Source organism: Massilia oculi (assembly GCF_017582745.1).
GTDB lineage: Bacteria > Pseudomonadota > Gammaproteobacteria > Burkholderiales > Burkholderiaceae_D > Telluria > Telluria oculi_A.
In genome coordinates, this window is the sequence record NZ_JAFVIM010000003.1 from 186,398 (window position 1) to 207,437 (window position 21,040).

17 protein-coding genes and 2 tRNA genes are annotated in these 21,040 nt (G+C 66.1%); 5 read left to right on the top strand and 14 right to left on the bottom strand.

The window, feature by feature from the left end:
* Positions 1 to 441: 441 nt before the first annotated feature.
* From cphA to bcaP, 5 genes are all read right to left on the bottom strand, one after another.
* A complete protein-coding gene (gene cphA / locus J3U95_RS05020) occupies positions 442 to 3,075 on the bottom strand; it encodes a cyanophycin synthetase (RefSeq protein ID WP_208277545.1) in 2,634 nt (877 codons plus the stop codon).
* Positions 3,076 to 3,164: 89 nt separating this feature from the next.
* Positions 3,165 to 4,610, bottom strand: a complete 1,446-nt coding sequence (locus tag J3U95_RS05025; protein WP_229519645.1) for an iron-containing redox enzyme family protein — start codon at positions 4,608 to 4,610, stop codon at positions 3,165 to 3,167.
* 167 nt (positions 4,611 to 4,777) lie between these two features.
* Positions 4,778 to 6,547: a thiamine pyrophosphate-requiring protein gene (locus J3U95_RS05030; RefSeq protein WP_208277547.1), complete on the bottom strand. Its 1,770-nt coding sequence runs from the start codon at positions 6,545 to 6,547 to the stop codon at positions 4,778 to 4,780.
* Positions 6,548 to 6,643: 96 nt separating this feature from the next.
* Complete coding sequence (locus J3U95_RS05035; protein ID WP_208277548.1) at positions 6,644 to 7,261, bottom strand: isochorismatase family protein; 618 nt, start codon at positions 7,259 to 7,261, stop codon at positions 6,644 to 6,646.
* Positions 7,262 to 7,390: 129 nt separating this feature from the next.
* Positions 7,391 to 8,791 carry a branched-chain amino acid transporter BcaP gene (gene bcaP / locus J3U95_RS05040; RefSeq protein ID WP_370662042.1) on the bottom strand — a complete coding sequence of 467 codons (1,401 nt, stop codon included), beginning with the start codon at positions 8,789 to 8,791 and terminating at the stop codon, positions 7,391 to 7,393.
* Between the two features lie 113 nt (positions 8,792 to 8,904).
* Between bcaP and J3U95_RS05045 the strand changes: the two genes are divergently transcribed.
* Both J3U95_RS05045 and J3U95_RS05050 read left to right on the top strand, forming a co-directional pair.
* A complete protein-coding gene (locus J3U95_RS05045; RefSeq protein WP_208277549.1) occupies positions 8,905 to 9,087 on the top strand; it encodes a hypothetical protein in 183 nt (60 codons plus the stop codon).
* Between the two features lie 76 nt (positions 9,088 to 9,163).
* Complete coding sequence (locus tag J3U95_RS05050; RefSeq protein ID WP_229519646.1) at positions 9,164 to 11,179, top strand: tetratricopeptide repeat-containing diguanylate cyclase; 2,016 nt, start codon at positions 9,164 to 9,166, stop codon at positions 11,177 to 11,179.
* Between the two features lie 77 nt (positions 11,180 to 11,256).
* Here J3U95_RS05050 and J3U95_RS05055 read toward each other — a convergent pair whose 3' ends face one another.
* Positions 11,257 to 13,251 carry a hybrid sensor histidine kinase/response regulator gene (locus J3U95_RS05055; protein WP_208277550.1) on the bottom strand — a complete coding sequence of 665 codons (1,995 nt, stop codon included), beginning with the start codon at positions 13,249 to 13,251 and terminating at the stop codon, positions 11,257 to 11,259.
* Between the two features lie 132 nt (positions 13,252 to 13,383).
* Between J3U95_RS05055 and J3U95_RS05060 the strand changes: the two genes are divergently transcribed.
* Positions 13,384 to 14,013, top strand: coding sequence for an SAM-dependent methyltransferase (locus J3U95_RS05060; protein ID WP_229519647.1), 630 nt, complete (start codon positions 13,384 to 13,386; stop codon positions 14,011 to 14,013).
* 76 nt (positions 14,014 to 14,089) lie between these two features.
* On the opposite strand, the gene J3U95_RS05065 is transcribed toward J3U95_RS05060, so the two are convergent.
* The 5 genes from J3U95_RS05065 to J3U95_RS05085 form a co-directional block, all read right to left on the bottom strand.
* Positions 14,090 to 14,164 (bottom strand) — tRNA-Val (locus J3U95_RS05065).
* Between the two features lie 162 nt (positions 14,165 to 14,326).
* Positions 14,327 to 14,401, bottom strand: a tRNA-Val gene (locus J3U95_RS05070).
* 37 nt (positions 14,402 to 14,438) lie between these two features.
* A complete protein-coding gene (gene dnaQ, locus J3U95_RS05075) occupies positions 14,439 to 15,146 on the bottom strand; it encodes a DNA polymerase III subunit epsilon (protein WP_208277551.1) in 708 nt (235 codons plus the stop codon).
* Between the two features lie 73 nt (positions 15,147 to 15,219).
* Positions 15,220 to 15,687 (bottom strand): ribonuclease HI, encoded by a 468-nt coding sequence (gene rnhA / locus J3U95_RS05080; protein ID WP_208277552.1) that lies wholly within the window; start codon positions 15,685 to 15,687, stop codon positions 15,220 to 15,222.
* Entirely contained in the window at positions 15,665 to 16,453 is a 789-nt protein-coding gene (locus J3U95_RS05085) for a class I SAM-dependent methyltransferase (protein ID WP_208277553.1), read from the bottom strand. Before J3U95_RS05085 ends, rnhA begins: the two co-directional genes overlap by 23 nt.
* A 38-nt stretch (positions 16,454 to 16,491) precedes the next feature.
* On the opposite strand from J3U95_RS05085, the gene gloB reads away from it, so the two are divergent.
* Positions 16,492 to 17,304, top strand: a complete 813-nt coding sequence (gene gloB, locus J3U95_RS05090; RefSeq protein WP_208277554.1) for a hydroxyacylglutathione hydrolase — start codon at positions 16,492 to 16,494, stop codon at positions 17,302 to 17,304.
* A 42-nt stretch (positions 17,305 to 17,346) separates the two neighbouring features.
* Here gloB and aceB read toward each other — a convergent pair whose 3' ends face one another.
* Entirely contained in the window at positions 17,347 to 18,936 is a 1,590-nt protein-coding gene (gene aceB, locus J3U95_RS05095) for a malate synthase A (RefSeq protein WP_208277555.1), read from the bottom strand.
* A gap of 172 nt (positions 18,937 to 19,108) precedes the next feature.
* On the opposite strand from aceB, the gene J3U95_RS05100 reads away from it, so the two are divergent.
* Positions 19,109 to 20,014 carry a LysR family transcriptional regulator gene (locus tag J3U95_RS05100; RefSeq protein ID WP_208277556.1) on the top strand — a complete coding sequence of 302 codons (906 nt, stop codon included), beginning with the start codon at positions 19,109 to 19,111 and terminating at the stop codon, positions 20,012 to 20,014.
* Between the two features lie 100 nt (positions 20,015 to 20,114).
* Here the strand turns inward: J3U95_RS05100 and J3U95_RS05105 are convergent, their stop codons facing one another.
* Positions 20,115 to 20,318, bottom strand: a complete 204-nt coding sequence (locus tag J3U95_RS05105) for a cold-shock protein (protein WP_005670341.1) — start codon at positions 20,316 to 20,318, stop codon at positions 20,115 to 20,117.
* Positions 20,319 to 20,660: 342 nt separating this feature from the next.
* Positions 20,661 to 21,032 carry an Hpt domain-containing protein gene (locus J3U95_RS05110; RefSeq protein WP_208277557.1) on the bottom strand — a complete coding sequence of 124 codons (372 nt, stop codon included), beginning with the start codon at positions 21,030 to 21,032 and terminating at the stop codon, positions 20,661 to 20,663.
* Between the last annotated feature and the right edge of the window lie 8 nt (positions 21,033 to 21,040).

Consider the following 21,040-nt stretch of genomic DNA (forward strand, 5'->3'; position numbering starts at 1 on the left):
GGGCAATAAGTCGACTCCGACCCTATTTAATTGATCGGCGAATTTGGGCAATTGCTCGATAATTCGACTCTGACCCTAATTAATTCAGGACCGCGATTTTGCTGCGGATTATCGTTTGCTAGGACGACGTGAAGACGAATAAGCGCATTCCGAGCCACTTATCGGCTTGGCGCAAAAAATGAATGCTGAGGAAGAAAAAATAATTAGGGTCAGTGTCGAATTGAGAAAAATAATTAGGGTCAGTGTCGAATTGAGAAAAATAATTAGGGTCAGTGTCGAATTGTTTGACAACATTTACGGCTGAGCCGTTAATTCGACTCCGACCCTGGTTATCCGCCAGGTTATTGGCCAATAATTCGACTCTGACCCTCATTGATTGTTGGGCAAATTTGGGAAATTGCCCAACAATTTTACTCTGACCCTCATTGAGGGGGGCTGGGGTCAGGTGGTTTGGGCGGCGATCAGGTCGGCGCTTTCGGGGTCGGTGGCGCGGATGGCGTCGACGAAGACTTGGAGCGACGAGCCGCAGGCGAAGACCAGGACGTCGCCAGGCTCGCACAGGCTCAGGCCCAGGCGGATGGCGTTGCCTACTTCGAGTTCGCGGTGCAGGGTGTCCGACAGGCCCACGGCTTCTTCGGCGCCGCTCAGGATCAGGTCGACCGCGTCGCCAACGGCGCGGCCGCGGCTTTGGGATTCGTAGACTACCAGCTCGTCGAAACGGGCGCCGCATACTTTGCCTACCTCGCGCAGGTCGCTGTCGCGGCGGTCGCCGGGGGCGGTCACGATGCCGACCAGTTGACCTGGCAGCATGCCGCGCGCCATGTCGGCCATGGCGGCGTAGGCGGCGGGATTGTGGGCGTAGTCGACGATCACCGTCACGCCGCGCACGTCGAACATATTCGTGCGCAGCGGGTTGGTGCGGCCGTTCGACACGAACGTCGACAGGCCGGCGGCGATCTGCAGGTGGCTGAAGCCGGCTGCCATCAAGGCCGCTGCCGCCGCCAGCGCATTGGCGATGTTGAAGCGGGCCAGGCCGCCGAAGGCCACCGGCATGCTCTCGACCTTGATCACCGCCTGCTGGATATGGCCGTCGGCGATCACCACCGCGCCATCCTGCAGGTAGGCGCCGCGGCCGCCGTCTTCCAGGTGCTTGAGCAGCACCGGGTTCTCGGCGTCCATCGAGAAGAACAATACTTCGGCGCCGGGTTTCACGCGGCGCGCCATCTGCACGCACAGCGCGTCCTCGGCGTTGAGCACCACCGCCTTCGACGCCGATTGCGCGACCACCGCCTTCACCTGCGCCAGGTCCTCGACCGTGTCGACGCCGTCCAGGCCCAGGTGGTCAGCCGCGATGTTCAGCACCACCGCCACGTCGCAGCGGTCGTAGGCCAGGCCGCGCTTGAGGATGCCGCCGCGCGCCGTTTCCAGCACCGCGATCTCCACTTCCGGCGCGTGCAGCACCGTGCGCGCCGACCAGTAGCCGGTGCAGTCGCCCTTGACCACCTGCTTGCCGTCGATGAAGACGCCCTCGGTGGTGGTCACGCCGGTCACCCGGCCCGCCATGCGCGCCGCATGCGCGACCAGCAAGGTGGTGGTGGTCTTGCCGTTGGTGCCGGTCAGCGCGATCACGGGAATGCGGCCGGTCGACGCGCCCATCAGGCCGTCGACGATCGCCTCGCCGGCGTCGCGCGCTTCTCCCGCGCTCGGATACTGGTGCATGCGGATGCCGGGCGCCGCATTGACTTCGATGACGGCGCCGCGCTGCGCCGCCAGCGGCTGGCCAATGTCTTCGCACACGATGTCGATGCCGGCCACGTCCAGGCCGATCTTGGCTGCTGCGCGCACGCACAGCAGGCGCGTCGAATCCGGCAGCAGGTCGGTCACGTCTTCGGCGGTGCCGCCGGTCGACAGGTTCGCGTTGCCGCGCAACTCGGCCACCACGCCGACCGGCAGCACGCTGTCGAACTCGAACCCCTGGCGCGACAGCATGTCGGCGGCATGGTCGTCGAGGGCGATCCGGGTCAGGATCGTCGCATGGCCGGCGCCGCGCGCCGGATCGGCGTTCTCGATCTCGACCAGCTCGCGGATGGTCTTGACGCCGTCGCCCACCACATGCGCGGGACGGCGGCGCGAAGCCGCGGCCACGCGTCCGCCGGCGACCAGCACGCGATAATCGCGGCCCTTCACATGGCGCTCGACGATGATGCGGCGCCCGTACTGGCGCGCGAACTCGAAGGCGCGCGCGACGTCGTCCGGCGTGGTGCAGTCGACCGTCACGCCCTTGCCCTGGTTGCCGTCGAGCGGCTTCAGGGTCACCGGCCCGTTCAGGCGGCGCGCCACGCGCTGGGCCGATTCCACGGTGGTGACCACGTCGCCCTCGGGCACCGGCACGCCGGCTTCCTTCAGCAGGGCCTTGGTCAGCTGCTTGTCGCTGGCGATCTTGACCGCGATGAAACTGGTGTCGCCGGTGGTGGTGGCCTGCAGCCGCTTTTGCCTGACTCCCCAGCCGAGCAGGAACAGATTGGCGTCGTCGGTGATGCGCTGCACCGGGATGCCGCGCTCCTGCGCCGCCGCGATCACGGCGGCGGTGCTGGTGCCGATCGCATAACGTCCGGCGATCTCGCGCAGCTCTTCCAGGCGCGGCGCCAGCTCGAAACCTTCGCCGTGGGCCAGTGCCGTCACGAGGTCGAGCGCCAGGTCGAAGGCCGGCTCGGCCAGCTTTTCGCAACTGTAGGCGCAGACGATGCGGAATTGGCCAGGATGGCCGTTCACCGGCCGCGTGCGGCCGAAGGCCGCTGGCGCGCCGGCCAGGGTTTGCAGCTCCAGCATCACGTGCTCGATCACGCGGCCCAGGTAGGTGCCCTCGCGCAGGCGCTGCGCGAAGCCGCCGGGCTGGCCGGCGGGCAGGCGCTCGCCATGCAGCGACGGCAGCAGCTCGAGCAGCGCGTGGTTGAAGCCGGGCAGGTCCTTGGTGGACTTGCCGTACAGGTCTTGCAGGTCGACCACCGACAGCAGGCATGGCGAGTCGGCGTGGACGTTCGGTCCGCGCAGGAAGCGTTGTTCGAGGATTTGCACGTGTGATTCCCTTGTAATAGTCTTATTTGTAGCCACGGCCGGCACGCGCTCTCTATCGCATACCGGCCGCTTGTCGCAGTGCAGTCGATTCAGGCGTCGAACAGTTGCGTGTACATGCGGGTGGCCATCAGGCCCACCGCCGTATGATGGATCTCCGGCGACAGCAGGCGGCCCAGCAGCTGCATCGCCTCCTGCTTGCCGTTGGCCGCGGCCACCTGCTGCTCCAGCAGGCGCAGCTCGTTATCGGCGTCGGCATCGTCCAGGTTGGCGTGGCGGCGGATCAGGCCGCGCACCGGATGCGCATTGCCACGTTCCGCGCCCTGCCCCAGCTGGTCGAGGGTACGCTGGCGCGCGCGCGCGGTGAGCACGCGCTGGGCGCTGGCCGGCTTGCCGTCGGCGGTGGAGGTGATCCAGTCGCGCAGCACCTGCAATTCGTAGGCGTTGAACACGCCGAACATCTCGGCCCGCTCGCCTTCGACCAGGCGCCAGAAGCGGCTATGCTCGACGTCCTCGCCGCGCTTGATCCAGCCGGCGCCTTCGAGCGCCGCCAGGAAGGCCGGGATCTGCGCCGGATCCGTCAGCCAGTCGTTGACCGAACGGCCGGCGACGCGGCAGTAATCCGAATGCATGTTCTTGCCCACGCCGCTCTTGGCGGCCAGGATGCCGACCAGTTCCGACTGCAGGTCGAATTCGCCGATCACCGAGGTCGTGCTGGCGCCCAGTTCGTTCAGGCGGTAGCCGTCGACCACGCGCTGCCAGAAGGCGTCGCGGTCGCCGACCTTCGGCATCAGGTCTTGCACCGCCTGCACCGCCTTGCGCGCATGACCGCTGGCGGCGTTATCGACCGTCACGTGCAGCGTGAAGTAATACGGGTCGATGCCCAGTTCATTGAGCTCGTAGGACGTGATCAACAGGTGCAGCGGCAGCTGTTCGTAGCCCAGGTTGTAGCCGACGACTTCGGGCAGGAAGTGCTCGGCGTGGTGGCCCAGCGCCAGCTGCAGCGCGCCTTGCAGGAAGTGGTCGTCGCCCAGGTCTTCCCAGCTCTCGCAGCCGTGGGTGGCCAGCAGCTTGCGGTACAGCGTCACATGGTTCTTGTCCGGCAGGCCGTCGCCCAGCTCTTCGAGATAGGTCTTGATCAGCGGGTGGAAGGCGACGTCGTCCCACTGGCGCGTCAGGCCATAGAGCCAGGCGCCGTCGACCAGCTTGGTCGGGGCCACGCCCTTGATGAAGTACAGCGCGTGCGCGCGGCACGAGAAATAGCGGCGCGGCGCGCCGTTCTTGCGCGCGGCGAGGTAGTCGCGGTACTGCTGGCCGACGATCTCGGTGCGCTGTTCGATCCAGGCCTGCAACTGGCCCAGGTTCGACGGCAGATCGGACGGCAGCTCGCGCGCGACCGCGATCTGCGCGGCCACGAAATCCCTGGCCTGTTCGGGCATCGCTGATGGATCGGCGTACAGCGAAAAATACAGGTCCTTCGCGCCTTCTGCGGTGGCAAGGGGCGCGGCCGCGACGCGTGGTGCGTCGGCTAACAACATTGGTGTCATGTCTCGCATCGTGAAGTGTCCTATGGACGATTACCGACATTATCCAAGCTGGACCATGTTGCGAAAATCGGTAGGCGCGCTGCGAGTATGTAAGAGAGGGATTACAAAATTATATCTCGCAGCGCAGCAATTGCTTGCCACTTCGATCACGATTTAACTCAGGCGCCGCTGCCCTGCTGGCGCACGCCCCGCGCGACGTCCCCAGCGTCCGGGTCGCCCTTGCGCCTGGCCTCTTCGATCTGCTTTTCCTGGGCATCGACGATATGCGGCGGGAATGGCGGAATATTCGGATCGGCCAGCACTTCGAGCACGAAGGGCCGGCCGGCCGCCAGGGCCTGGTCCCAGGCCGCGCCCAGCGCTTCCGGATCCTCGACCCGCACGCCGTCCAGGCCCAGCATGCGGGCATAGTCGGCATACGAGAAATCCGGCAACTGCTGCGACGCCTCGTATTTCGGCTCGCCCTGCATGCCGCGCTGTTCCCAGCTCACGAAATTGAGGTCGCGGTTGTTCAGCACCAGCACCACCAATGTGGGATTGGCCCAGTCGCGCCAGTGGCGCGCGATCGTGATCAGGCCGTTCATGCCGTTCATCTGCATGGCGCCGTCGCCGGCCAGGGCGATCACCGGCCGTCCCGGATGCGCCATCTTGGCCGCCATCGCGTAAGGCACGGCAGAACCCATGGTCGCCAGGCCGCCCGACAGCGACGCCATCATTCCGCGCCGCAGGCGCAGGTGCAGCGCATACCAGGCCGAGACCGATCCCGAGTCCCCGGTCAGGATGACGTCCTCCGGCAGGCGCGGCGACAGCTCGCTGAAGGCGCGCTGTGGATTGATCGGCTTACCCGGCTGGCGCGCCCGCTCGTCGAGCACACGCCAGCTTTCGGCCACGTTGGCCTCGATGCGCGCGCGCCAGCCGCGTCCTTCCTTGCGCCGCAACAGCGGAACCAGGGCGCGCAGGGTCGCGCGGGCGTCGCCCGCCAGGTTCACGTCCATCGGATAGCGCAGGCCGAGCATGGTCGCGTCGACGTCGATCTGCACCGCCTTCGCCGATCCCTCCTGCGGCAGGAATTCGGCATACGGGAAGCTGGAGCCGATCATCAGGAGCGTGTCGCACTCCTTCATCATCGCGTCGCTGGCCTGGGTGCCGATCATGCCGATGGTGCCGGTGCAGAACGGCAGGTCGTCCGGCACCACGGCCTTGCCCAGCAAGGCCTTGGCGATGCCGGCGCCGAGCAGCTCGGCGACTTCGACCAGCTCGTCCAGCGCGCCGTGGGCCCCGGCGCCGGCCAGGATCGCCACCTTCTCCCCTGCATTGAGGATGTCGGCTGCTCCGCGCAGGGCATCGAGCGGCGGCACCGCCGCTTCGAGCGCGGCGCCGACGCCGGAGAAGGTGTTGCCGTGTTCACGCGGCGGATGCGGCACCGCCTCTTCTTCCTGCAAATCGTTCGGGATGATGATGCAAGTGACGCAGCGCCGCGCCTGGGCGATGCGCAGCGCGCGGTCGACCAGGTGGCGCACCTGGGAAGCGTCGGTCGCCATCTGCACGAACTCGCCGGCCACGTCCTTGAACAGCGTGACCAGGTCGACTTCCTGCTGGTAGTGGGCGCCGAGCGCGGAGCGCTGCTGCTGGCCGACGATGGCCACCACCGGTTGGTGATCGAGCTTGGCGTCGTACAGGCCATTGAGCAGGTGGATGGCGCCGGGACCGGAGGTCGCCAGGCACACCCCTACCTCGTTCGTGAACTTGGCGTGGCCGCAGGCCATGAAGGCCGACATCTCTTCGTGCCGGCACTGGACGAATTCGATCGCGTCCTGGCGTCCGAAGGCGGCCAGGATGCCGTTGATGCCGTCGCCCGGATAGCCATAGACGCGGTGCACGCCCCATTGCCCGAGACGATCGAGCAGGAAATCCCCTACGGTGCTGGTCATGCCGGTGCCCTTTCGCAAAGATGGAAAGGCGATGCTAGGACCACACTCCAGGGAACACCGTGCGCCAGCGTCCACAGCGGCGCAATCGCGCTGGCGTCAAAGGCGCGCGCCGAGCTCCACGTCGGCCACCAGCCCATCGCCCGACAGCCGCACCGGCTCCGCGCCCGCACGCAGCATGCGGGTCATGGCGCGGTCTCCATCGCCAGGATGGACGTCGACCGCACGCGCGGCCTCGGCCACGATCAGGATCTCGATCTTTTCCTCGAGCCCGTCGAGCACCGTATTGAGCACGCAGTAGTCGGTGGCCAGGCCGCACACCGCCACGCGGCGGATGCCGCGCGCACGCATGGCCTGCCCCAGCCCGGTGCCATTGAAGGCGGAATATGCGTCCACCTCGACGGTATCGGCCTTGGACACGACGATGACGTCGTCCGGCAGGTTCAGCTCGGACGAAAAACCCGCGCCTTCGGTCCCGGCCACGCAATGCGGCGGCCACGGCCCACCCTGGGCGGCGAAGGAGCAATGCAGTTCGGGATGCCAGTCGCGCGAGGCGTAGATCGGCAGCGCACGGGCACGGTACAGGCCGATCAGGCGGTTGATCGGCGCGATCACCTGATCGCCATGAGGGACGCCCAGGTTGCCGCCGGGAAGGAAGTCGACCTGGAGGTCGACGATCAGGAGGGCATCGCCCTGGCCGAGCACGATGGCGCTCATGAGACATCTCCGTTTCAAGGACGCACACGCTGCGTCAAAGATGGCAGATTAACATGAAGCGCCGTCGCCGGCCGAAGGGCGCGCGGCAGACCCGAAGGGCCCGCCGCGAGGACTGCAGTTGAAGATTGCTTATTGCTGCGGCTTGTTCAGCAGCGAACGCTGGCGTGCATAGCCGAAGTAGACGGCAGCGCCGATCGCCAGCCAGATGGCGAACGCCAGCCAGGTATGCCAGCTCAGGAACGACATCAGCGCCAGGCAGAACACGATCGCCAGGCCCGGGATCACCGGCACGCCAGGGCAGCGGAAGGCGCGCGGCAGGTCCGGACGCTTCTTGCGCAGCACGATGACGGCGATCGAGACCAGGGTGAATGCGGCCAGGGTGCCGATGTTGACCAGCTCGGCCAGCACGTTCAGCGGCACCACGGCGGCGATCAGGCCGAAGATGATGCCCACCAGCCAGGTGGCGAAGAACGGGGTGCCGTATTTCGGATGCACCTTCGACAGCTTGGCCGGCAGCAGGCCGTCGCGCGACATGGCGAACAGGATGCGGGTCTGGCCATAGGCCATCACCAGGATCACGGTGCTCATGCCCAGGATCGCGGCCAGGTCGACGAAGCCGGCGACCCAGTTTTCGCCCGCCACCTGCAGCGCCAGCGAGACCGGGTGATCGACGCCCTTGAAGTCCAGGTGCGGCACGATGCCGGTCATGATCGCGGCGACCACGACGTAGAGGATGGTGCAGACCACCAGCGAACCGATGATGCCGATCGGCAGGTCACGCTTCGGATTCTTGACTTCCTCGGCGGCCGAGGTGACGGCGTCGAAGCCGATGAAGGCGAAGAACACCAGCGCGGCGGCGCTCATCACGCCGCCCATGCCGTATGGCATGAACGGTTCCCAGTTCTCCGGACGGACGTGGCCGACGCCGACGGCGATGAACAGCAGCACGACGCCGGTCTTGATGATGACCATGACGTTGTTGACGCGCGCCGATTCGCGCATGCCCAGCGACAGCATCGCGGTCAGCGCGATCATGATCAGGAAGGCCGGCAGGTTGAACAGGGTGTCGACGCCGGGACGGGCGCCGGGGGCGGCGGTCAGCGCGTCCGGCAGCACCAGGCCAAAGCCCGACATCAGCGACTGGAAATAGCCGGACCAGCCGACCGCGACGGTCGAGGTGGCCAGGCCGTACTCGAGCAGCAGGTCCCAGCCGATCATCCAGGCGACGAATTCGCCCAGGGTGGCGTAGCTATAGGTATAGATCGAACCAGCAACCGGAACGGTCGAGGCGAACTCGGCGTAGCACAGGGCGGCGAAGCAGCAGGCCATGGCGGCCACGATGAAGGAGAGGGTCAGCGCAGGTCCGGCGGTGACGGCGCCCGTGCCGGTGAGCACGAAAATACCGGTGCCGACGATGGCGCCAATACCGAGCAGGATCAGGTCGGTCGGGCCGAGCACCTTTTTGAGTCCGCCCGGCTTGGCGCTGGCCGCCAGCATGGCATCCAGATTCTTGGTTCTAAAAATACTCACTACGTGTTCTCCAATCAAATAGGTATGTGGTCTCGCGTCTTGTCATTGCGCCGTGCCCGCAGGTCGTGCGGGCACGCTCTCGAGATCCTGCCTGTTGGGCCGGCATGCCTGACATGAAACCGCTGTTGCTGCACCTGCAAACCGTCAACTTTTTGCAGACGTGCAAATATAACCAGAATGCTGTTGCGAATCAAAGCAATCCGACAAATCTTCTGCAATTTACGTGCCGGCAGGCAATTTCTGCTACTGAAACCCCGCCGTTGCGTAAACATCGCAGCCCGGGCGGCTGTGCTTGATTTCCACAAATCAACATTCGATAATGGGCCGGACCACCCTGCCCTCCCCCGCTTCTCCGCCCTTGCCCCCGCCACCATGACTGTTCCCAATGGATGCCCGACCAGATTCACGCCGCTGATCGCGATCGGCGCGCTGCTGGCCTCGCTTGCCGGCCCGGCGACGGCGGCCCTGCAGCCGGAGGCGCGGCTGGACGAGATCGCGGCCCTGGCCGAGCAAAACAATGCGCAGGCGCGCACCATCCTGGTGCAGGAGGGTCCAAAGCTGATTGCTGGCGCGCCCTATCTGGTGCGCATCCACTACTTGCGCCTGTTGCGACGGATACAGGCCGATGGGGGGAACTTTCGCGAAGCCTTCGAGACCAACGAGCTTATCATCGGCCTGGCCAAGGCCGAACGCGATCCGCTTAATCTCGCGCTGGCCAGCCTGGCGCGTGTGCTGCGCCTGATCGAGAACAACGATCCGGCCAAGGCCCTGGGCCAGCTCGCCACCCTCGGCGCCCGTTACCGCAACCTCGACAGCCTCGAGTTCATGGCCACCGCCGAAGCGCTACATGGCATGGCCTACAGCGCGGTCGGCCAGTACGACCGCGCGCTGCGCCATTTCCTGCGTGCGCTGGAGATGGTGAGGCGCCATCCCGGCCTGTGGAGCCCGCGCGAAGCCGATATCCGACTGGCAATGGCGCGCATGTACGTCAACGCACGCGATCCGGCCCGGGCGCTCGAGACGCTGCGCGAGATCCGCACCGGCCCGATCCGGCTGCCGCCGCGCACCGAGGCGGCAGCCCACTTCTTCGAGGGCCGGGCGCTGGTGGCGCAGGGCGAGCTGGTGGCAGCCCAGCAAGCCTTCGGGCGCGCGCTCGAACTGGCCCATGCGCACGAACTGATCGCGCTCGAAGCGAATGTGCTGGGAAATATCGCCAACGCCCACCTGAAGGCGGGCCGCTACCAGGAGGCCGAGGAAGCGGCGCGCGCCGCGCTGGCGCCGGCCGAGCGCAGCGAAGACCGGATCAGCCTGCAGATGGCGAAGGCCAACCTCGGGTTCGCCCTGTTCGGCCAAGGCCGCCAGCGCGACGGCATGCAGCACGTGGACGCGGTGATCGCCGCGATGCGCAAGGCCGGCGCCATGTCGACCGTCGGCCGCTTGCTGGCCGAGAAGAGCCAGGCGCTGGAAACCGCCGGCCGCTTCCGCGAAGCGCTGGCCACCACGCGCGAACGCGAAACCGTGATGCAGGAGCTGGCGCTCAATGACCGCAACAAGGCGATCTCGGCGCTGCAGGAACAATTCAAGGCGCGCGAGCGCGCGGCCCAGATCGATGCCCTGCGCCAGGAGAATGCCGTCAAGGACGCCGAGCTGCGCCACCGCAGCCTGCTCCAGACCGCCGCCTCGCTGGGCGCCTCGCTGGCGCTCTTCATGTGCGCCGGCGTGCTGTGGATGTACCGCAAGTCGGTGCTGACCGGCCGCCGCCTGGCCGAACTGAACGACGAGCTGGCATACCGCTCGGCCCACGACCCGCTCACCGGCCTGTTCAACCGGCGCTCCTTCCTCGACCGCATGCGCAGCCGCACCGGCGAGGCGGCGCCGCGCCTGGGCTCGGCCGACTGCTTCACCCTGCTCGACATCGACCACTTCAAGCGCATCAACGACGAACATGGCCACGCGGCGGGCGATGCGGTGCTGGTCGAGGTCGGCAAGCGCCTGCGCGCGGCGATGCGCGAATCGGACATGGTGCTGCGCTGGGGCGGCGAGGAATTCCTCGTGTATTCCCAGGGCGTGACCCAGGAGCAGCGTCCGCTGCTGGTAGGCCGTATCCTCGACGCGATCGCCGCGACGCCGATCATGCTGGAAGACGGCACCGCGCTCAGGGTCAGCGCCACCGCCGGCGCGGTCTCGCTGCCGTTCGCGCCGGACGGCGACGGGGCCAGGCCGGACGCCACGATCCAGCCCGACTGGGAACAGGCGATCGCGCTGGCCGACCGCGCGCTCTACAAGGGCAAGGAAGCGGGGCGCAACCGCGGCTATATCGTGGCCGGCCTGCGCCGTCCGGAAGGCGGGCTGGAGCTCGACCTGGTGTTGCCGGGCCTGGCGGGATAACGAGGGCGCAGGCGTGGGTTGAACGCGTGGGCGGCATAGCCGCCCACGCTACGGCGAACCCGGCAGGTAGCGGGACGTTACAGCGAACGCAGCAGGTTGCGGCGGGCGACGATCGCCGCCACCGTCTGCAGCAGGGTCGCCGGGGCCACCGGCTTGGCCAGGTAGTCGTCGAATCCCGCTTCCAGCGCACGCTGCTGGTCTTCGCGCCGCGAGAAGGCGGTCAGGGCGATGGCCGGTACGCCCGCCGTCTCGCGATCCGGCATCGACCGTATGCGGCGGATCATTTCAAAGCCATCGACCAGCGGCATGCCGATGTCGCTGATGACGAGGTCGGGCCGGCGCGCCTCGACCAGGCGCAGCGCCTCGGGCGCGCCGGTCGCGGTGAGGATCGTGGCGTCGCTGGCCGCCAGCACTTGCTGCACCAGCTCCAGCGAATCGAGTTCGTCGTCGATCACCAGCACCGTCATGCCGGCCATCTCGGGCGGCGCCAGCGGCAGGCCGGCGAAGGGCTCGATCCGCGCCGCCGGCACCGCGCCGGGCGCCGCCAGCGGCAGGTGCAGGGTAAAGGTGGCGCCCTGCCCTTCGCCGCGGCTGGCGACGCTGATCGCGCCGCCCTGCAGCTCGACCAGCTGGCGCGCGATCGCCAGGCCCAGTCCCAGGCCGCCATGGCGCCGCGCCGACGAGGAATCGGCCTGGCGGAAGCGGTCGAACACATAGGGCAAAAATTCCGGCGCGATGCCGGCGCCGGTGTCGGTCACGTCGATCGCCACCGCGCGCTCGCTTCCTTCTCCATCCATCCGCAGCGTGACCGTTACCACGCCGCCCGGCTCGGTGAACTTGATGGCGTTCGAAATCAGGTTCGACATCACCTGCTGCATGCGCGCCAGGTCGCCGCGCACGGGGCCGGCGCCGTGGTCGATGCTGGCGTTCAGGACGATGCTGCGCGCAAGCGCCGCCGGACGCGCCGTCTCGAGCGCCGCGTTGACGAAGTCCTGCGGCTGAATCGGGGCCGCGTCGATCCGCACCTTGCCGGCCAGCAGGCGGCTCATGTCGAGCATGTCTTCGATCAGTTGCGACTGGGCGCGCGCATTGCGCTCGATGGTTTCCAGGCCGCGGCGCAGCATGGCGCCGTCGCGCTGGCCCTGCAGCAGCAGTTGCGACCAGCCCAGCATGGCGTTGAGCGGCGTGCGCAGCTCGTGTGACAAGGTGGCGAGAAACTCGTCCTTCATCTGGCTGACGTTCTCGGCCTCGACCCGGGCGCGCTGCTCGTCGAGATACAGTTGCTGGCGCTCGGCCGCCGCCCGCAGCGATTCGGCGATCGTGCGGTTGCGCGCCTCCAGACGCGCATCGAAGATGGTGGCCAGCAGCGCGATGCTGAGCAGGGCCACGGTGGCCACCGTCACCAGTGCCGCCAGCTGATCCTGGTCGACGCCGCCGAGCGCCGCGCGGCACACGCTGCCGGCCTCGAAGTGGGCGGCGGCCATGCCCGTATAGTGCATGCCGGTGATGGCGCCGCCCATGATGACGCTGGCTGCGAGCTGCGCGGCGCGCCGCGCGCGGCCGCCCTCCCTGCCATCCTCGTGCAGGCGCAGGCCGAGCTGCAGCGCCAGCGCCGAGGCGCCAATCGCGATCGCGACCGACAGCGCGAACAGCCAGGGGGTGTAGCTGATGGCGGGGTCCATGCGCATGCCGGCCATGCCGGTGTAGTGCATGGCGTTGATGCCCGCGCCCATCAGGACGGCGCTCCAGGCCAGCTGGCGGCGCCGGAAATCCCGGTGCCGCACATGCCACAGCGCCAGGCTTGACGCGACCACCGGCAGCAGCCAGGAGGCGAAGGTGATCAGGGGATCGTAGCCGACCGGCATCGGCAGGCGGAAGGCGAGCATGCCGATGAAGTGCATGGCCCAGATGCCGCTGCCCATCGCCAGCGAACCGCCGGCGATCCAGAAGTATGCCGCGCGTCCCTGGGCCTGGCGCACCCGCATCGCCAGGCTGAGCGCCGTGTACGAGGCCAGGATGGCCACCAGGATCGACACGAAGACCAGCAGAGGTTCGTAATACCCGTTCGCCATCGGTGTTGTTCCGTTCTTATTGTGTTCTCGTCGGCATGCGGCATGCCGCTCGGGGCCAGTGTACACGACCTGACCGGCGATATCGGGTACGCTTGCACGGCCTGTACAACGCAAAATGCAGAAGGAACCACCTTGTCCGCCGAACGAACGACCGCCCCATCCATCGTGCCTGAGCGCCGCGCCCTGCTGCACGGCGCCGCCGCGCTGGCCGGCCTGGCGCTGGCCCCGGCGACGATCCCGTCCGCGCTCGCGCAGCAGCCCTTGCCCAAGGTGCCGTATGTGACGACGCCGCAGGACATCGTCGACCGCATGCTGTCGATGGCGCAGGTCGGACGCAATGACGTCGTGTACGACCTCGGCTGCGGCGACGGCCGCATCGTGATCTCGGCCGCCCGCAAGCATGGTGCGCGCGGCGTGGGCATCGATCTCGATCCGGAACGGATCCGGGAAGCGACTGCCAACGCGCGCGCGGCCGGGGTGCAGGACCGCGTGCGCTTTCGCCAGGCCGACCTGTTCCGCAGCGATTTCAGCCCGGCCACCGTGGTCATGCTGTACCTGTTGTTCGAGGTCAACCTGCAGCTGATGCCGCAGCTGTGGCGGCAGTTGCGGGTCGGCGCGCGGGTCGTGTCGCACGATTTTCACATGGGCGCCCAGTGGCCGCCGGAGAGAATCGTGCGGGTGCGCGACAAGACCCTGTATGCGTGGACGATCACGGAGGAACTCAAGCAGGAGCTCAATCAGGAGCGTGCAGCGCAGCCTTGATATGTCCCACCGGCAGTGAAGACGGCGCCTGAAAGCAAAACGCCCGCAATATGCGGGCGTTTCGAAGAAATCCTGTTGGTGGGAAGTGCAAGTTTCGAACTTGCGACCCCTGCAGTGTGAATGCAGTGCTCTACCCCTGAGCTAACCTCCCAACGAGGCCGTATTATGCCATAGAGTCTTGATTATTCCAAATGGCAATTGACCAACTTATTTGTACCGGTGCCGTGATCTCGAAAGAAACACGGCCGGGCGGCGATACCTGCCGCGCTTGCCGAAAACAAAAGGCCAGCATTGCTGCTGGCCTTGTGAATTCTGGTGGGAAGTGCAAGTTTCGAACTTGCGACCCCTGCAGTGTGAATGCAGTGCTCTACCCCTGAGCTAACCTCCCGAAGCGAGGAGTATTATGGCACAGAATCACTCATCCGTCACCCCTGCGGGGAATAATTCCTCCACACGCAGCTGCCTTTCACGTTCTTGTCGAGGCCGGCCAGCACCTCGTCGTGCGCCGCGAGTTCGTCGCCGCTTGCCGCTACCACGATGATCTCGCCCAGCGGCACCACCTCGAGCGCCTCGCCCAGGTTTGCGCTCTCGACTTCGACGTCCATCGTCAGCGAGTTCTGGCCGCGCGTCATGGCCAGGTAGACGTCGGCCAGCAGTTCCGAGTCGAGCAGCGCGCCGTGCAGCTTGCGGTGCGCGTTCGAGATCTCGTAGCGGTCGCACAGCGCGTCCAGCGAATTGCGTTTGCCCGGATGAAGTTCCTTGGCGTGGACCAGGGTGTCGATCACGCCGCTGCAGTGCTCGACGAAAGGCGGCAGGCCGATGCGGGTGAATTCGTGGTTCAGGAAGCCCAGGTCGAACGGCGCGTTATGGATGATGACCTCGGCGCCCTGCACGAACTCGCGCAACTCCTCGGCGATCTCGTGGAACTTCGGCTTGTCGCTCAAGAACTCCGTGGTCAGGCCGTGGACCGCGAGCGCCGCTTCATCCGATTCGCGTTCGGGATTGATATAGCGGTGGAAGTTATTCCCTGTGAGCTTCCGATTGAAGATTTCAACGCAGCCAACCTCGATGACGCGGTCGCCCGTGCGAGGATTCAGGCCGGTGGTTTCGGTATCGAGGACGATCTGGCGCATGGTGTTCTACAAGATAAATTAAAGCGGACCAAAGTATAGCAAAGCCCGCCCTCGCCTTCCGGCGGTCAAGCGTTCAGCGCCGCACCGAGGCGGCGCCGCGATTGGCCAGCACGTCGGCCCGCTCGTTGCCAGGATGGCCGTTGTGGCCGCGTACCCAGCGCCATTCGACAGCGTGCTGCTGCTGCGCCTGGTCGAGCGCCTTCCACAGGTCGTCGTTCTTGACCGGCTCCTTCGCTGCCGTCTTCCAGCCGCGCGCCTTCCAGCCGTGGATCCATTCCGAGATCCCCTTCTGCACGTACTGGCTATCGGTGTGCAGCACGACCTTGCAGGGACGGTTCAGGACGCCGAGCGCCTCGATCACGGCGCGCAATTCCATGCGGTTATTGGTGGTGTTCGGCTCGCCGCCGAAGATTTCTTTCTCGTGGCCATTCGAGACCAAGAGCGCCCCCCAGCCGCCCGTGCCTGGATTGCCCTTGCACGCGCCGTCGGTATAAATCTCGACCTGCGTCGCGCTTGCTTCATTCGCTTGTTGTTCGCTCATTCCTGTTCGCTGCCGGCACTGCCGCCGGCCGCTTGCTCGCTTTCTTGTTCCATGCGGGACCGATGATGTGCATGCCCTTGACCCGCTTGATCGCATGCACCACGTAGACCGCGCCGAGATACGGCCACCAGCGCGCGCCCGCCGATTCCATCATCGAGAAGCGGCTGAGCCAGTGGGCCGTCCGGCACGGTGGGGCGTAGCAGCCGAAATGGCTGCGTGTCACGCCCAGGTTCAGCAATTTTAGCCAGTCTTTCAGACGCGGCAAAGAAATGAATTCGCCGGACTCGGGCAGGTAGTCGCTGCGCGTGACGCGCCGGAAGCCCTGGCGCATGCCCCACAGGCTGGCTGGATTGAAGCCGCAGATGATCACCTGCCCTTCCGGAATCAAGACCCGCTCGACTTCGCGCAAGACCTGGTGCGGCTCCGCCGCGAATTCCAGCACGTGCGGCAGCACCACGAGGTCGATGCTGCCGGTGGCGAACGGCAGTTCCTCGAAGTCGACCGCGACCGCGATCTGCTTGCCGCCCGCGGCAAACGCCAGTTCGTCCGCATGCGAGGTGCGCGTGGCCGCCTGCCATTTATTGGGCATGCGGCTGGCCGCCAGCGCATCGAGCTGGGGCACGCCGATCTGCAGCGCATTGAAGCCGAAGATGTCCACCGTGAGCTCGTCCAGGCAGGCTTGCTCGAACGCGCGCACGTAGGCGCCCGCCGGCGATTGCAGCCAGTTGTCGAGCGCTATAATGGATTTTTCGGATACGCTATCCATGCCACCTCGTTGACCTTCTTTGGAAGGTTATTTCTATCATGACGACTCCGCTGCGCACGAACCTCTCCGCGAATCTCTCCGTATTGACGGTTCCAGCCTTTAAAGACAATTATCTTTGGCTCATTCACGACGGCAGCAACGCAGCCATCGTGGACCCGGGCGACGCCGCGCCGGTCAAGGCCGCCCTCGCCGCGCACAAGCTGCGCCTGACCGCCATTCTACTCACCCATCATCATGCTGACCATATCGGGGGTGTGCCGGGCTTGCTCCAGGACTGGGACGTGCCCGTGTTCGGGCCGCGCAACGACGGCATCGCGCTGGTCACGCATCCGCTCGGGGAGGGCGAGCGCATCGACGTACCGGGGCTGGATCTCGCGCTGGACGTGCTGGACGTGCCGGGGCACACGCTGGGACACATTGCCTACGTGCTGCGGAGCCCGGGCGCCAGCTGGCTGTTTTGCGGCGACACGCTGTTCGGCGCCGGCTGCGGGCGGCTGTTCGAAGGCACGCCGCAGCAGATGATGGAGTCGCTCGGGAAGTTCACTGCGCTGCCGGACGACACACTGGTGTATTGCGCGCACGAGTACACGCTGTCGAATCTGCGTTTCGCCGGGGCGGTGGAACCGGGCAATGCCGCGCTGGATGCGCGCGTGCGGGACGATGGCGCAAAACGCGAGGCCGGGCAGCCGACCATTCCGTCGACGATCGGCCTCGAGCGGGCCACCAATCCCTTCCTGCGCCATGGCGAGGCGCGCATCGTGCAAAGCCTGGTCGAGGCCGGACGCCTGGCGCCGGGCGCAGCGCCGGTCGACGCCTTCGCGGCGCTGCGCGAGTGGAAGAATACGTTCTGATTGATCGCAAGGTTGGCGGCCATGCCGCCAACCGCATGTCCATCAAATCTCCTCGTACAACGGCAGGGTCAGGAATTCGGCGAAGTCATCCGACGTCGACATCTCCTCGAAGATGACGGCGGCGCGTTCGTAGCTCGCATGCGTTCCGTCCGCCGCCACCACCTTCACCTTTTCCAGTTCCTCGGGAATCATCTCCCGAACCATGTCCGCCGTGACCTTGCGGCCGTCCTCCAGCACACCCTTCGGTGAGCGGATCCACTGCCACACCTGCGAGCGGCTGATCTCGGCCGTCGCCGCGTCTTCCATCAGGTTGTGGATCGGCACGCAGCCATTTCCGGCCAGCCAGGCGCCCAGGTAGTGGATGCCGACATTGATGTTGTAGCGCAGGCCCGCCTCGGTGATCGGCGTCTCGGGCTGGAAGTCAAGCAATTGCGCGGCCGTCACCTCGACGTCGGGACGCTGCTTCTCGAACTGGTTGGGCTTGTCGCCCAGCACCTTGGTGAACTCTTCCATCGCCAGCCCGACCAGGCCGGGGTGCGCGACCCAGCCGCCGTCATAGCCGTCCGTGGCATCGCGCGCCTTGTCGGTGCGCACGCCGCCCATCGCGATCTCGTTTTTCTCGGGATCGTTCTTGATCGGAATGAGGGCCGACATGCCGCCAATGGCCGGCGCGCCGCGCCGGTGGCAGGTCTTGAGCAGCAGCAGCGCATAGGCGCGCATGAACGGCGCCGTCATCGTCACCTTGGCGCGGTCGGCCAGGCAGAAGTCGCGGTCATGCTTGAACTTCTTGATGCACGAGAAGATGTAGTCCCAGCGGCCGGCGTTCAGGCCGGCGCTGTGCTCTCGCAGCTCGTACAGGATCTCGTCCATCTCGAAGGCGGCGAGAATGGTCTCAATCAGCACCGTGGCCTTGATCGTGCCCTGCGGCAGTCCAAGCGCGTCCTGGGTCATCACGAACACGTCGTTCCACAGGCGCGCTTCCAGATGCGATTCCAGCTTCGGCAGGTAGAAATACGGGCCGGCGCCGCGCGCCAGCAATTCCTTCGCGTTATGGAACATGAACAGCGCGAAATCGACGATGCCGCCCGAGACGCGCTGGCCGTCGACCAGCACGTGTTTTTCGTCCAGGTGCCAGCCGCGCGGACGCACGATCAGGGTCGCCACCTTGTCACCCAGCTGATAAGACTTGCCGTTCTGCTCCAGCGAAATAGTCTTGCGGACCGCATCGAACAGGTTGACCTGGCCCTGGATCTGGTTGTCCCAGTTCGGCGTGTTCGAATCCTCGAAGTCGGTCATATAGCTGTCGGCGCCCGAATTGAGCGCGTTGATGACCATCTTGCGCTCGACCGGACCGGTGATTTCCACGCGCCGGCAGGCCAGCGCCGGCGGGATCGGCGCGATCCGCCAGTCGCCGTCGCGGATGTGGGCGGTCTGGGGCAGGAAGTCCGGACGTTCGCCGGCGTCCAGGCGCCGCGCCCGCTCCGCGCGCGCGGCCAGCAATTCCTGGCGCCGCGGGGCAACAGCGCGCGCCAGTTGCGCCACGAGCGCGAGCGCCTCCGGGACCAGGATGTTCTCGTAGCCGGGCTTGATCTCGCCCGTGATCTGCATGCCGGCAGGGATGGTGAGGGACATATTGCCTCCTGAAGTGAATGAAGAATGCGTGCGACGCCGGCGCCCGATCCGGGCGCTTCTTGGCGTTTGTCTTTGCATCAAGTATATTCACTTCAATAGCGCTAAACCATACAAAATCTCACAGCATCCGTGCGTTTTTGTATCAAATAAAGGGCGGGAACGGGTAAACAATATGGGCAAATTCACCCAGATGGCGACCTTCGTCGAGGTCGTCGCGCGCGGCAGCCTGTCCGCCGCGGCGCGCGCCGAAGGCATCGCGCCGGCCATGATCGGCCGCCGCCTCGACGCGCTCGAGGCACGGCTCGGGGTCAAGCTGCTGCAGCGCACGACGCGGCGCCTGGTGCTGACCGACGAGGGCAGCGCCTTCCTCGAGGATTGCCAGCGCATCCTGGCCGAGGTGGGCGATGCCGAGTCGGCCATTTCCGAACACAGCATGCGCGCCTCGGGCCACCTGACGGTGTCGGCGCCGGCCGGCTTCGGCCGCCAGCACGTGGCGCCGCTGCTGCCCTCCTTCCTGGCCGAGCACCGCGACGTGACCATCAACCTGAACCTGTCCGACCGCATCATCGACCTGGTGGCCGAAGGCGTGGACGTGGCCATCCGCATCGCCAGCCTCGACGACTCGAACCTGGTCGGCGTCAAGCTGGCCGACAACCGGCGCGTGGTGGTGGCCTCGCCCGCCTATCTCAAGCGCCACGGCCGGCCGCGCCAGCTGGCCGATCTGGCGCGCCACAACTGCCTGCCAATCAGCAGCGAAGGCAGCCAGCGCGGCTGGACCTTCATGGACGACGGCAAGCAGGTGACCCTGAAAGTGGGCGGCAATATGGTCTGCAACGACGGCGCCGTGCTGCATGCCTGGGCGCTGGCCGGCAAGGGCCTGGCCTGGCGCTCGATGTGGGAAGTAGGAGGCCAGATCGCGAGCGGCGAACTGGTGACCGTACTGGACGACTTCGCGGCGCCCGGCAACGACGTCCACGCCGTGTTCGCCCAGCGCCGCCACCTGCCGCTGCGCATCCGCGCCTTCGTGGATTTCCTGCGCCGCAGCTACGCCGCGCCGGATTACTGGCGGCATTCCTGACGCCGCCGCGCGGTCCGGGCGGGGCGCAAGCCGGAGATGTACAGGCAAAAAAAATCCCCGGCAATTCCGGGGATTTTCGTCTCGTAAAGCCCTTAGGCTATTACAGAGGCTGGATGTTCGAGGCTTGCTTGCCCTTAGGGCCGGTGGTCACGTCGAACGAAACGCGCTGGTTTTCCTGCAGCGACTTGAAGCCGGTGCTCTGGATAGCCGAGAAGTGCGCGAACAGATCTTCGCCGCCTTCATCAGGGGTGATGAAGCCGAAGCCCTTCGAGTCATTGAACCATTTAACGATGCCAGTTGCCATTACAATTTCCTATTTCGGTTAGTTGGGCTTGCGCCCGTTTCAGATCGTTTGAAGAAGCAAGAAAGAAATGACAGACAGACTGCACTACTACCTCGAACCCAACGATCCCGTATTATACCGAATAAAACCGACGCGCACCCTCTTCGTTAAATAAAAAAACCGCCTGGCCGCAACGATTCTCAAATTCAATAAATAGGACGGCGCGCGTTTTTATCCCGTACGAGGGAAAATATAGGCGTAAGACCCGGCCAAATGTTTGCGATGAATCAAATTCCGCTCTGCCGCGAGTTTGCGCATGCCGCTTGCGTAGCGCCACGCGCGAGTGGGCGCCCTGGGGAGGGCTCAGGCAAGAGACTTTGGATCGCGATGCGCGACGCGGATGTATTCGTCGAGTTCCGCGCGCCAGGCTTGCCACTCCGTGGCGGCCACCACATCGAAGGCACGCAGCACCCGTAGCCGCTGCTCCAGCAGGCGCGCATGGTGGCCCAGTCCGCGAAAGCCGAAGGTGGCAGCCGAGCCGGCCAGCGTGTGCAGCATGGCCTGCACGTCGCCGGCCGCCGGCGCGACGTCGAAGGCCGGCTCGCCGGCGCGCTCGAGTTGTTGCGACAGCGCCGCCAAGCGCTCCAGGGTCGATGGCAGGCGCGCCGCGAACTTCTCGTTGAGTTCGGCGAGGCGCGCGAAGAACTGCTGGTCGGCCGGCTGCACGGTTGCCATCGGCGCCC